The following is a 13104-nucleotide window of genomic DNA, read 5'->3' as shown; positions in this document are numbered from 1 at the left end:
AACGATAATGATAGAAAAAAATAATAATCCCAAAAGTGTCTCATTCTTAATAAAAAAAAATAAACCTAAACCAAGTATTGTGTATAATACATATTGGGAGTTCATCTCAAAGAGACAAGATATTTTTTTTAAACGAATTAATAATGTCGAATTTCCTTGGTCAAATGATGATATTCTCAATAACTACAAATTTACTAATGTATACCGTGCTACAGATAGAGTAAGTCAATATTTGATACGAGATATTATATACAAAGGTAGTCAGGAACCTGATGAATTATTTTTTCGCATTGTGTTATTCAAAATCTTTAATAGAATTTCTACATGGGAATTTATTAAAGATGAGTTGGGAGAAATATCATTTAAAAATTATTCCTTCAAGGCTTATGATGAATTATTGCTCGAAGTACTGAAAAGTAAAGAAGCTATATATTCTCCTGCTTACATAATGGCATCAGGGAAATCTGCTTTTGGAAAAGAAAGAAAGCATCAAAATCATTTATTACTAATAGAAAAGATGATAAATGATAAACTTCCTCATGGACTTCAACAATGTAAATCTATGAAAGGCATATATGAGTTATTATTATCTTATCCTACAATAGGTGAGTTTTTAGCGTATCAATATACTATTGATCTCAATTATAGTAATCTCACTAATTTTAGTGAAATGGAATTTGTAAAAGCTGGACCAGGAGCAAAAGATGGCATTACTAAATGTTTTACAAGTTTAGGAGATTATAATTATGAAGATATTATAAAAATGATGGCAGACAATCAACATAAAGAATTTGAAAGATTAGGAATAAAGTTTCAGAATTTAGGAGGCAGAAGTTTGCAATTAATAGATTGTCAAAATGTTTTTTGTGAAGTAGATAAATATTCTAGACTGTTTCATCCTGAAATTGCGGGAGTTTCAAATCGAACACGTATAAAACAGAAATTTAAAATAGAGAAGAAAGAACAAATTAATTATTTCTTTCCTCCTAAATGGAATATTAACAAACTAATTTAAGCATTATAGATTATGAGCACATCAAAAAATGTTTTTATAAGTCATCATCATAAAGATGATGCTGCTGTTACAGGTTTTACAAATTTATTGGCTGGTAAAGAATATGGTATTAGGAATAGTTCTATAAGAGCTAATCCAAAAAACCAAGATAGGTTAGATAAAAAACAAATCCCTGAAAAAACTTTGAAACGACTTCTAACAATGAAAATGCGCTGGGCAGGAACGGTTGTCGTGCTAATTGGTTCTCAGACTCATTCGAGAGAATGGGTGAATTGGGAAATTGAACAAGCTGCTAAACTTGGAAAAAGAATTGTTGGTGTATTCATGCATGGAGGTAAAGATTCGGATATACCTGAAAATCTGGAAAAATTCGGTGATGGTTTAGTTGGCTGGAATTCTGAAAAAATAATTGATGCTTTAGATGGTAAAGATGTCGGATGGTGTAGTTCAAATGGATCTCCTAGAACACCAGTAAATAATGTTAAAAGAATTGGTTGTCAATAATGAGCATTTATGCATACAAAATTACTCGTGATTATGGTTTTGCGCCAAACCCATTCGGAGAGTATTGTACATTAGCTTGTTGTAAACCTCATATAAGAAAAAAAGCAATTGTCGGAGATTGGATTATTGGAACAGGAGCTGTTGAAAATAAATTGCTAAATCATTTGATTTTTCTAATGAAAGTAACTGAAAAATTAACTTTTCAAGAATATTGGGAAGATGAGAGATTTAGTTATAAAAAGCCTGTTTTGAATGGCAGTCTAAAACAAATACATGGAGATAATATTTATCACAACGAAAATGGTGAGTGGATCCAATTAGATTCTCACCATAGCTTATATGATGGACAAATAAACGAAGGAAATCTTAAACAAGATTTAAGCGGTGAATATGTTTTAATATCAAATAACTTTTTATATCTGGGAATAAATGCATGGAAAGTTCCTGATAAATATCTGGAAATTTGTCCTGGAACTCGTCATAGAGATTATATAACAATTAAAAATGAGCCATTAGCAGAAGATCTTATTAGAGCCACAAAAAGTAAATACGATTTAGGAATAAATGGCATACCAATTCATTGGAAAGATTATGAACAGACAAAATTATTTTAATTAAATGGCATTAAACAGATATTATTACCCAACAAAGTATGACTCTAGAAATAAAGTCTTGTCTTTGGGAATAAAATGTGTATTTATATCGCATCAACACAAAGATAAGGATTCAGCAAAGAAGGTTGCAGATTATTTGATAAAGACAGGTATCGATGTTTATTTTGACGCTTATGACGGAGATTTAAGAATTCATCATCAATCTAATAACGCTAAAGCTGTTACTGATTCAATCAGAAAAGGGATAAACAATAGTTCTCATATGCTAGTATTAGTTTCTCCCAATACATTATATTCTACTTGGGTGCCTTTTGAAATAGGTTATGGTTATGATAAAACAGAATTATTTGTGTTATGCCTAAAAGGAATTCCCAAAGGAGGATTGCCTGAGTATGTAAGGTCTGCTACTATTATTAGAGACATTTATGATTTAAACAATCTGATTAGTAGAATCTCAAATATTAATAAAGAAATCCTACTTGAAACAAAAATGATGAGTGATTATGGAAACTCAACAAATCCCCTTTCGGGAGTAATGGATACACTCATAAATGATCCATACAATTAATTTAAGATAAAACATTATGGCTAAATGGGAAGATTATGTCATCACAAAAATATCCTTTAACGAAAAAGGAAATTTAATTGACAAAGTTATAGTTCATGATGATTTTGAAGAACATATCGGTGATGCTATGCTTAAAGATCGTCAGTGGTTGGTCGAACAAGTTAATAAAGGAAAAACTTTTTGCTGTGCCGAAAGAAAAACTGATGGCTGGTCAAGAATTTGTTCATTTACTAAGAAAGCTGGTGCTGGATTTAATTGGAGTGCTAAGCTTCCAAAAGAAATAACAAAAAGAAAGACATTTATAAGTTATTATCATTCTGAAGATCAAGAACATAAAGAGGATTTTAAAAAAATATTTGGTGATTTGATTACTCATAAATCTGTCGAAGATGGAGATATAGATTCCGACAATTCGGATGGTTACATTAAACAGTTAATTCAAAAAGGTTACTTGGCAGATACAACTGTTTTGGTTGTTTTGATAGGTCTTAACACCAAACATCGGAAACATATTGACTGGGAAATATCTGGGGCATTGAACTATAAAGTTGGAGATAAGTATTCTGGATTATTAGGTTTAATATTACCCAATCATCCTGATTTTGGTACGGGTAAGGCTACTTATAATTTAATGCCAACTAGATTAGCAGACAATTTTAAGTCAAAATATGCAGTCATAAGAGACTGGACACATGATAGATCAAAAATGCAAGAATATATAGAACTTGCATTTGAAAAAAGAAATACGCATTCGGATAATATAGATAATTCTTTAAAACAAATGATAAAAAACACCAATGAATAATATTAAATATCCACTAAATATATATGTAGTTTGGCATCCTAATTTTGAAGCTGGAAAAAAAATTGCGGAAGAACTGTATTCTACATTTTGTCGAGATTATCAAAATCCCTTATCAAGAGGTATTAATATTCCAGTCTATTTTCGATATGCAAAACTAGAAGATAATAAACCTTTAGAAATAGACTTATCCAATGCAGAAAAGAATGCTATCGTATTACTTATAGATGAAGAATATATTTTAGATGAAGATTTTCGTTCTTATACTGAAGGGCTTACTGAAAAAATCGATGACAATAATAGAATATTTCCCATCTCACTTTGCAACAAGGCTTATTCTATAGGTTGTGGTCTAAGTACTCTTCAATTTACAGATGGAACAAAGTTTTTTGATAAAGATTTAAATCTTCAAAATAATAAAGATTTAGAAAAGTCTATTAAAAAAATTAAAACAGAATTATTACAAGATTGTTCCAGACTTATTTTAAGTTTTCATCCAAAACAAAACGATAAAGAACATCATAGAATAGGTTCTCCTGTAAAGTTATTTTTAAGTCATGCTAAAAAGGATGGAGAAACTACCACTATCAAATTTAAAAAGTTTATCGAGAACAATCTTAAACTTGATGTATTTTTTGATACTGTTGATATTGCAAATGGATATGATTTTGCAGAGCAATTTGAGCAAGAAATTAAGCATTCAGCTCTAGTAGTCTTTCATACAGACGAATATTCTAACAGAGAATGGTGCCGACGTGAAATATTAATTGCAAAGAAACATAAGTCTCCCATAGTAGTTGTACATAATATCTTAATAGGTGAAAGAAGAGCATTTCCGTATTTAGGTAATATGCCAACAACAGTTATAGGCAAGAAAGAGATAATAGGGTTTTATAAAATTGTAAATTTGACATTATATCAAGTTCTAAATAACTTATATCAGAATAGACTTTTAGAAGGATATTCAAATATAGGATCGGATGATTATAACGAAATTAAAGTTATAACTTCTCCTCCTGAGTTGTTTAACTTTTTAGATATAAAGAAATATAAGGAAGATCTAGAGGGTAAAAAATTAATTATACTGTATCCCGATCCTCCATTAGGATTAGAAGAACTCAACATTTTAAATGAGCTAGATGAAGATGTAGAATTTACAACTCCTATTAATTTGAATTTATGAAAAAAAATAAAATAGATATTTCAGGTGTAGACTCCGATTTAATATTGCAACAAAAAAAACAAGCTACAAAATCAAAAATATTAAACAATAAAAAAATCGCCATTTCTGTATCAGTAAATGAAGATTTAGAAAAAATAGGATTTTCTGAACAGCATTTGAATGATATTTCAATTGAAATTGCAAGGTATATTATCGCTAATGATGGAATAGCTTTATACGGTGGAGACTTAAGGGAAAATGGTTTTACTCACTATTTTTCAGAACTTTCGAACCAATATAAAAAGGCAAATGATAAAGACTTTAAGTTTGTTAACTATTTTGTATTTCCTAATACTAAACGTTTAACACGTGATGTTAGAATAGATTTTCATTCAAAACAAATTGAAATAAAAGAAATTTCAGCTCCGAAAACTATCTCTATCGATCAGCAAAAAGAATATAATCCCTTCACATCTAAAGAAGATCGATATTCCTTTTGCGAATGTTTTAAAGAAATGAGGATTCAAATGGCAAAAGATTGTTCAGCCAGAATTTTAGTTGGAGGAAAAACTACAAATTATTTAGGATATGTACCTGGAGTTATTGAAGAGGCTCTTTACACTTTAAAAGAAAGTAAGCCTCTCTTTTTAGTCGGAGGATTTGGTGGAGCGACTGAAAGGCTAATAAGGCTAATTAAAGATGAGGTTGTCGAAGAGTTGACTAATGATTTTCAATACAATACCGATTTTCTAAAAGAATTTAAAAGTTATGCCAATTCTAAATGTGATTATACTGACTTAGTCATATTAAAAAACGAATTATCGAAATTTGATGTAAAGAAAATTTCAGAACTCAATGGACTTAGTATTGAAGAAAATGAGGTGCTATTTTCAAGCAAAAATATTCATCAAATATTATATTTATTAATGAAAGGCTTAAAAAAACTTTAGACTCAAAATTAAAACGAGAATGATAAAGTTTGAGATTACAAATGACTAACTATTTAATCAACTTCTTGAAGTCATTTAAAAGACTTCAGTAGAAAGTGATTAAACATTAGCATTAACTTTCAGCAATATTTAATTTAAAAGCAATAATGAAAAACAAAGATTTGTTCATAAGTCATGCTTCAGAAGATAAAGATGACTTTGTTCGTCCATTGGCTAATTTATTAAATGAATACGGTTTAAAGGTTTGGTACGATGAATTCGAATTAAAAATTGGAACCAGCTTAAGTCGAAGCATTGATAAGGGTATTTCTAATTCAAATTATGGACTTATAGTTCTTTCAAAATCTTTCTTTAGTAAAAACTGGACCGAATACGAATTAAAAAGTTTGAACTCTTATGAAATTGAAAATGGGGATATTCTTCTTCCAGTTTGGAAAGATGTAACAGTTAAAGAAGTTAGAGAATTTAGCCCATATTTAGCTGATAAATTTGCTCTAACAACAAAAAATACTATCGAAGACATAGCATTGAAAATTATAGAAAATTGTAACCCAAAATTATTTTCTGAAATACATTATAAAATCAGAATTAATGAATTACTTAAAACGGCTAAGGTAGAAAAAAAAATTGCCAGTGAATTGAAAGCTGCTCCAATAAGGCATTTAAAATTAAATGAAAACTTAATTTCTAGAATCAGGTTAATACGCTCTTCATTGTTGCTATGTTACCCTCACTCAATGGCATTTTGGCTAGATGGTTTTCAAAGAGATTTGAATATAGAGAATGAGGTAAGATATTGGGAACATATATCTAGTTGCTTTCTAGAAATTATTGTTGACCCTGAAATGTTTAAATTATATAAACGAGAAAGAGAAAATTTTTATAAAGATGTATTTCAATTATTATTTTTAATTAATAATTCAGATTCTTCACAGAATAATTTTTTAGAGAATTTTGATTCAGAATTTATAGAAAAAGCTTCAGACATTTTTTCACATAATATTCCCATTTACGATTTTGACGAGGAATTACCATTTAAAGAAAACTATTGAAAAATGCCAAAAATGAACATTGTAAAAGATGATTGCATAAAAACTTTTATATTTTGAAAATATAAAAGTTTCTTAATTTGATTTTTTAGTCGAAAATTTATATAGTAAAACCATAAGTCGAGATGCAAGAACTTTTTTAAATTAACAATTTCTAATACTTAACCCCTACAGGACAGACAAACCACTTCATGATAGAAAACAAAATAATTATCTTACAAATCAACTTGAAAATAGGCTAATTTCTTTAAATCTTGCATAAAATGATTTGGAATTTGTATCGTAGAGGTCACAACGCCAAATGGCGCCAATTGAAGACAATTAGCGCCATATTTTTATTTATCCTACTAAATGCGCTGAGTTTTGATCATTTTTGCTTTTATTTTTTTATTTTGAGATAAGACAAAAACAAAGGTTCACCTACATAAAAGTATATTTTTTTTATAAAAAACAATATAAATAGTTGATTTGCCATTCGCTAACTTAATAGGATTCGAACACCAAGAATGAAGCAAAAAAATGGAATCTTATTTTAAAATTGTCTAATATTTCAAAATTATTTGAATTTCATGCTCTCCTTTTTTCAAATGTAATTGTTGCTCGACTGAAGCAATAAATTGGTTTATTTCTCAATCTTCAATTATTGTCTGTTGCTCGACTGGAACAAAAAATCGCGCAGTTCCAAAAATGCGATTTAATAAAGCATTTAGACAAATTCAAAACATTTAAATCAAAAACTGAAACACACTTTTCGTAGTCCTATTTAATTTCGCTCTAAAGATATTCACCCAAAGCGAATATCAATAAACCGATTACACTATGAAAAAAACCTTTAGACTGTTTCTGGCACTTACATTAACCGCATTAAGTTCTTCTGCAAAACCTATTCAAGAAGATCCGTCACCACTTTGGTTTACAAAAACGACCGAAGTAATTCATTTTCAATTAAACAAAGCTGCACAAACTTACAAACCTGGAAAAAATCCGCGATCTGTTAATCCAGACGGAACTGTTCGTCTTGCAGGAATAACCGACTGGACAACGGGTTTCTTTCCAGGAAGTCTTTGGTACGGATATGAACTTACAGGCGATAAAACAATGGCCGAAGAAGCTAAAAAATTTACCCTTGCCTTAGACTCCATCAGAAACATCAAGAACACACACGACGTAGGTTTTATGCTGTATTGCTCTTACGGAAATGCCTACAGAATTACGGGAGACAAAACATATCTTCCTGCTTTGGCTGATGGCGCGGCAAATCTTTATGCTCGTTTTAGTCCAGTAGTAGGCACTATCCGTTCTTGGGATTTCCCTTGGCTGCATTATCCCGTAATTATAGACAATATGATGAATTTGGAGTACTTATACTGGAGTGCCAATCAGTTTTATAAACCTGAATATGCCAAAGCCGCCAGTACACACGCTTTAACAACTATGAAAAATCATTTTAGAAAAGATTACAGCTCATATCATTTAGTAGATTATGACCCAAAAACGGGTAAGGTCTTACACAAAGGAACTCATCAGGGTGTTACGCATGAATCTTCATGGGCGCGCGGACAAGCTTGGGGATTATACGGTTATACGATGTGTTACTCAAATAGCAAAAATCCTAAGTTTTTGCAACAAGCAGAAAACATTGCATCTTTTATTATGAATCATCCACGAATGCCAAAAGACAAAGTTCCTGTTTGGGATTTTGATGTGCATAATGCTTTAGACACTGCAGAACTTGCTCCACGAGATGCTTCGGCTGCTGCTGTTATTGCTTCGGCCCTTTTAGATTTGAGCACTCAGGTAAAAGATGGAAAAAAATATGTTGACTATGCCGAAGAAATACTAAAATCTTTATCATCTGATGCTTATCTGGCAAAACCTGGAGAAAACCATTTCTTTTTATTAAAACATAGCGTGGGCGCTTTTCTGTACAATTCAGAAATTGATACACCGCTAGATTATGCCGATTACTACTATCTTGAAGCATTAAAGAGATATGCTGTGATAAAAAAACTTGAAATCTAAATTAGATGAAAATGAGTCTTTCTGCAAAAACTTTCGTCTTACTCTTTGTTTTACTTTTAATGCAAAAAAATCTTGCACAAGAAGTTAAGATAACCAAATCTAGCTTTAATGCTATAAATCTAGGTTATAAAGGACTTGAAAAAGTAAAAAAACTAGTTTCTTCATCAAAATATGAAGAAGCTGCAAACCGGCTACTTGATTATTATCGAAATCGCACCGATGTTCAGCATTTGAATTTTAATGCAGCTGATGTAGAAAAATTAAAAGGAAGAAAGGTGAACAAAAATACCTTAGAACTTGCCAATAATATTCTGCTACACAAATTTAAACCACATAAAGGTTATCCAGCATATGATTACGGACAAGACATTAATTGGCAATATCGTCCTGTACAAGATCAATTACTGTCTACTTTTTTACATAGAACTGCTTTCTGGGAATCATTAGGTATTGTTTACAATAGTACGGGAGATGAAAAATATGCCAAAGAATGGGTTTTACAAGTACGCGATTGGATTAAAAAAAACAAGCAAGGCACCTATCCTGACGAAAAAGATTTTGCGTGGAAAGCTTTTGTGGTTTCTTTCAGACTTAATCATTGGTCTTCGTATTTCAATATGTTTTTGAATTCGCCAAACTTCACCCCTGCTTTTTTAATGGATTTTTTGAATTCTTATAATGAACAGGCAGAATATGTATCCAACAATTATACAGATGTTGGAAATCATAGGTTGTACGAAGCCCTACATATGATGTACGCAGGTAGTTTTTTTCCAGAAATGAAAAGTGCTGCTCCTTGGCGTAAAAGCGGAATTACTGTCTTAAACGAAGAAATTCAAAAACAGCTATTGCCTGATGGCGTTCAATTTGAACTTTCACCTTCTTACCATATTGGTACCATTAAAATATTTTTAGATGCTTTACAGATAGCCCAATTAAATGGAATAGAGAATGAATTTCAAGAAAGCTATAAAAATCTAGTCGAAAAAATGGTTCTTGCAGTTGGTAAATATTCCTTTCCAGATTATACTTTTCCGTTGTATGGAAACTCTTTTTTAACAACCAAAAGCGCTATGTTAAGGAATTATCAGATCTGGGAGAAAGCTTTTCCAAAAAATGAAACTATTAAGTATTATGCATCAAACTTTAAATCAGGAAAAAAGCCTGACTATTTATCAAGCAGTCTTCCATATGCTGGTTTTTATGCTTTTAGAAATGGCCTGGATACCACTGCAACCGTAATGCAGATTAAAGCTGGGCCTCCAGCTGAGTTTCATTCTCATCCTGACAATGGCAATTTTGCACTTTGGGTAAAAGGTCGAAATTTCACTCCAGATTCAGGCAGTTTTGTCTATGCAAACGTGGGCGATCAAGAAAACTCTAAAAGAGATTGGTACCGCTCTACTAAAGCGCATCAAACTTTAACACTTGATAATCAAAACATAACAAACGATGCTAAACTATTAGAATGGCAACCTGATGGAAACACTCAGATTTTGTCTTACAGCAATCCGAGTTATAAAGATTTAAGCCACGTAAGAACTTTTCTTTTTATCGATAACACTTTCTTTCTCATTATTGATCAAGCAATTGGAAATGCAGCTGGTAATCTAGGAATTCATTATAATCTTAAAGAAGACAGCAATGCTTCAACCAATTCTTTAGACAATAGCATTACAACTCATTATGAAGATGGAAATAATTTATTGATACAAGTCGCTGATAAAGACAAAATTGCTTTAAAAGAAGAATCTAGTTTTGTTTCGTATGAATATCAAAAAGAAACACCAAGGCCTGCTTTTGTTTTTGAAAAAATAAAAAACAATCAGCAGACACAAGGCTTTATTACCTTATTACTTCCATTCGATGGTCAAAAAGCTCCAACAGTAAAAATTACAGAAAACCCCGAGCATAATATTTCTCAGGGAAAAATTGATCTAAATATTACTATCAATGGAAAAGAAAGGCACATAAAGAAAAACCTTGTTCATTAGATCTAATGTAACGAAAAAATCAATCAAAACTATAGTTTTATTTGAGCTTTTTCCAAAATTAAAAACAATACAAAGCTATCTTTGATATGATAATATCAACTGGATAGCTTTTTAATTATAACAACAAATTACCTAACTCACTTAATTAAAAACCTAAATGAAGAATTTAAAAAAAACAGCCCTCTTGTGCTTTCTCTTCCTGTCTTGGTTCTTGGGCAATGCGCAAGAAAAACCAATAAAAAAAGAAAGCTTTGACATTATCAATCTAAACTATAAAGGCTTAGAAAAAGTAAACAGTCTTTTTAACGCAGCCAAATACGATGAAGCAGCGCAAGAACTGCTGAATTATTATCGCAATAGAAAAACCGTTAAACATCCTGATTTTAATACGGGAGACGAAAATAGATTTCGAGGAAAAGAAATTGGTAAAGCAAATCAGGAAAAAGCAGATAATGCTCTGGAACATAAATTTCAGCCTCAAAAAGGGTATGGATTTTATGATTACGGAAAAGATATTAACTGGGAATATTGGCCCGTAAAAGACAATGAAGTCCGCTGGCAATTGCACCGAGTTACATGGTGGCTGCCAATGGGAATGGCGTATCGCAGTTCTGGAGATGAAAAATATGCCAAAGAATGGATTTCACAGTTTCGTGACTGGGAGAAAAAGAACTATTTAGGAAGTTCTAAAGAAAATGATTCTTTTGCATGGCGTCCGCTAGAAGTATCAGATCGTGTACAGAGCTTGCCTCCTACATTCAATCTATTTGTAAATTCTCCGAACTTTACTCCTGCTTTTTTAATGGAGTTTTTAAATTCTTATAACAAACAAGCCGCATATATTCCGGAACATTATAGCAAAGAAGGCAATCATTTATTGTTTGAAGCACAGCGTATTTTGGGAGCTGGAGCATTTTTTCCTGAATTGAAACAAGCCGAAGCATGGCGCAAAAGCGGTATAGAAATCCTAAACCGCGAAATAAAACTGCAAGTACTTCCTGACGGCATACAATGGGAACTCTCTCCTACTTACCATGTTGCTTGTATCGATATTTTTCTGAAAGCGTACAATTCGGCTAAAATGGCTGGTGTAGAAAAAGAATTTCCAGATACATATTCGAAAACCATCGAAAAAATGATTTTAGCTTCAGCAAGCATGATGTTTCCTAATTACAACAATCCAATGTTTGGCGATTCTTGGCTGATTGAAAAAGAAAGCCGCTTAAAACAGTTTAAGATTTGGTCTAAAGTGTTTCCCGAAAATGCACAAATCAAATATTTTGCAACCGACGGCGCAGAAGGAAAAAGTCCTGATTATTTATCGAATGCCTTACCAAACGGCGGATTCTATACTTTTAGAAACGGTTGGAACGACCAATCTACGGTAATGATTGTAAAAGCGGGACCTCCAGCAGAATTTCATGCTCAGCCAGATAACGGAACTTTTGAACTTTGGATAAAAGGAAGAAATTTTACACCAGACACAGGCTGCTACATTTATAGTGGCGATGAAGAAGTTACTAAAAAAAGAAATTGGTTTCGTCAGACTAAAGTCCATAGCACTTTGACACTAGACGATCAGAATATGGTGATTACTAAAGCAGAACAAAACAAGTGGCAAACGGCCAAAAACCTAGATATTTTAACCTATACCAATCCAAGCTATACCGATTTGAACCATCAGCGAAGTGTTTTGTTTATTGATAATCAATACTTTTTAATAATAGATAAAGCAATCGGAAAAGCAACTGGTAAACTAGGTGTTCATTTTCAGCTAAAAGAAGACAGCAAACCTGTTTTTGATCAAACAAATAATAAAGTGTACACCACTTATGAAGATGGAAACAATCTCTTAATTCAATCCTTAAATACGGATAAAATTGCATTAAACGAAGAAACTGGAAAAGTCTCTTACGCTTACGCGAAAGAATTGGCAAGACCTGCATTTGTCTTTGAAAAGGTCAAAAAAGATACTAAAACAGAACAGTTTATCAGCATTCTTTACCCTTTTACAGATAAAGCACCAGATATTAAAGTTCAACCCAATAAGGACAATGATTTTGAAAAAGGAATCATTAGTTTAAACATTTTAATTGATGGCAAAAAAAGCGAGATTAGAACTCGACTAAACTAAACATTACAATTACTCTTCTAAAAAAACGTCTAAATTAATTTTAGACGTTTTTTTTGATAATTATTAAAATATAGCCTGTGGTTTCAACCACGGGAACACCATCAAAAAACAATCCGTATCTCCCGTGGTTGAAACCGCGGGCTATGTTTTTCAAATCTTTGTAAAGCTTGCAAAAAATAATGCTCTCAAGAATAAAACCAATCAATTGCCTCCAGCTTTAGCTGGAGGTAAGCTAACAACCCCTAAAGCCCTTAACTTTATCCTCAAAAAACCTCCAGCTAAAGCAGGAG

The 13104-nt window shown here is 31.6% G+C and carries 11 protein-coding genes; all 11 read left to right on the top strand.

All coding sequences use genetic code 11. The features are described from left to right. The first annotated feature begins 7 nt into the window (after positions 1-7). The 11 genes from N4T20_RS14840 to hepC (N4T20_RS14790) all read left to right on the top strand — a co-directional run bounded on the left by N4T20_RS14840 (position 8) and on the right by hepC (N4T20_RS14790) (position 12814). Positions 8-1015 carry a nucleotide kinase domain-containing protein gene (locus N4T20_RS14840; protein WP_260669916.1) on the top strand — a complete coding sequence of 336 codons (1008 nt, stop codon included), beginning with the start codon at positions 8-10 and terminating at the stop codon, positions 1013-1015. A 12-nt stretch (positions 1016-1027) separates the two neighbouring features. Then, a complete protein-coding gene (locus tag N4T20_RS14835) occupies positions 1028-1519 on the top strand; it encodes a TIR domain-containing protein (RefSeq protein ID WP_260669915.1) in 492 nt (163 codons plus the stop codon). Further along, positions 1519-2133 (top strand): hypothetical protein, encoded by a 615-nt coding sequence (locus N4T20_RS14830; RefSeq protein WP_260669914.1) that lies wholly within the window; start codon positions 1519-1521, stop codon positions 2131-2133. Before N4T20_RS14835 ends, N4T20_RS14830 begins: the two co-directional genes overlap by 1 nt. A gap of 4 nt (positions 2134-2137) precedes the next feature. Continuing rightward, on the top strand, positions 2138-2701 hold the full coding sequence (locus tag N4T20_RS14825; protein WP_260669913.1) for a toll/interleukin-1 receptor domain-containing protein: 564 nt from the start codon (positions 2138-2140) through the stop codon (positions 2699-2701). 16 nt (positions 2702-2717) lie between these two features. Continuing rightward, positions 2718-3506, top strand: a complete 789-nt coding sequence (locus tag N4T20_RS14820) for a TIR domain-containing protein (RefSeq protein ID WP_260669912.1) — start codon at positions 2718-2720, stop codon at positions 3504-3506. Continuing rightward, positions 3499-4686, top strand: coding sequence for a toll/interleukin-1 receptor domain-containing protein (locus N4T20_RS14815; protein WP_260669911.1), 1188 nt, complete (start codon positions 3499-3501; stop codon positions 4684-4686). Before N4T20_RS14820 ends, N4T20_RS14815 begins: the two co-directional genes overlap by 8 nt. Beyond that, the gene (locus tag N4T20_RS14810) at positions 4683-5615 is read left to right on the top strand and encodes a hypothetical protein (RefSeq protein WP_260669910.1); all 933 of its coding nucleotides are present in this window, start codon (positions 4683-4685) and stop codon (positions 5613-5615) included. The genes N4T20_RS14815 and N4T20_RS14810 overlap by 4 nt, the downstream gene beginning before the upstream one ends. Before the next feature lie 146 nt (positions 5616-5761). Then, entirely contained in the window at positions 5762-6667 is a 906-nt protein-coding gene (locus tag N4T20_RS14805) for a toll/interleukin-1 receptor domain-containing protein (protein ID WP_260669909.1), read from the top strand. Positions 6668-7483: 816 nt separating this feature from the next. Further along, positions 7484-8686 carry a glycoside hydrolase family 88 protein gene (locus N4T20_RS14800; RefSeq protein ID WP_260669908.1) on the top strand — a complete coding sequence of 401 codons (1203 nt, stop codon included), beginning with the start codon at positions 7484-7486 and terminating at the stop codon, positions 8684-8686. 11 nt (positions 8687-8697) lie between these two features. Next, complete coding sequence (hepC, locus tag N4T20_RS14795) at positions 8698-10680, top strand: heparin-sulfate lyase HepC (protein ID WP_260669907.1); 1983 nt, start codon at positions 8698-8700, stop codon at positions 10678-10680. A 157-nt stretch (positions 10681-10837) separates the two neighbouring features. Continuing rightward, positions 10838-12814, top strand: coding sequence for a heparin-sulfate lyase HepC (gene hepC / locus N4T20_RS14790; RefSeq protein WP_260669906.1), 1977 nt, complete (start codon positions 10838-10840; stop codon positions 12812-12814). Positions 12815-13104 lie beyond the last annotated feature (290 nt).

Origin of the sequence: Flavobacterium sp. TR2 (assembly GCF_025252405.1) — a bacterium.
Lineage (GTDB): Bacteria > Bacteroidota > Bacteroidia > Flavobacteriales > Flavobacteriaceae > Flavobacterium.
The sequence above is the reverse complement of the archived record's forward strand: the minus strand, read 5'-3'. Positions and strand labels throughout refer to the sequence as shown.

What these genes read in the sequence shown, in the direction of transcription:
- N4T20_RS14840 (WP_260669916.1), top strand. Translation starts at nt 8, where the DNA reads ATGATAGAAAAAAATAATAATCCCAAAAGTGTCTCATTCTTAATAAAA.
- N4T20_RS14835 (WP_260669915.1), top strand. Translation starts at nt 1,028, where the DNA reads ATGAGCACATCAAAAAATGTTTTTATAAGTCATCATCATAAAGATGAT.
- N4T20_RS14830 (WP_260669914.1), top strand. Translation starts at nt 1,519, where the DNA reads ATGAGCATTTATGCATACAAAATTACTCGTGATTATGGTTTTGCGCCA.
- N4T20_RS14825 (WP_260669913.1), top strand. Translation starts at nt 2,138, where the DNA reads ATGGCATTAAACAGATATTATTACCCAACAAAGTATGACTCTAGAAAT.
- N4T20_RS14820 (WP_260669912.1), top strand. Translation starts at nt 2,718, where the DNA reads ATGGCTAAATGGGAAGATTATGTCATCACAAAAATATCCTTTAACGAA.
- N4T20_RS14815 (WP_260669911.1), top strand. Translation starts at nt 3,499, where the DNA reads ATGAATAATATTAAATATCCACTAAATATATATGTAGTTTGGCATCCT.
- N4T20_RS14810 (WP_260669910.1), top strand. Translation starts at nt 4,683, where the DNA reads ATGAAAAAAAATAAAATAGATATTTCAGGTGTAGACTCCGATTTAATA.
- N4T20_RS14805 (WP_260669909.1), top strand. Translation starts at nt 5,762, where the DNA reads ATGAAAAACAAAGATTTGTTCATAAGTCATGCTTCAGAAGATAAAGAT.
- N4T20_RS14800 (WP_260669908.1), top strand. Translation starts at nt 7,484, where the DNA reads ATGAAAAAAACCTTTAGACTGTTTCTGGCACTTACATTAACCGCATTA.
- hepC (WP_260669907.1), top strand. Translation starts at nt 8,698, where the DNA reads ATGAGTCTTTCTGCAAAAACTTTCGTCTTACTCTTTGTTTTACTTTTA.
- hepC (WP_260669906.1), top strand. Translation starts at nt 10,838, where the DNA reads ATGAAGAATTTAAAAAAAACAGCCCTCTTGTGCTTTCTCTTCCTGTCT.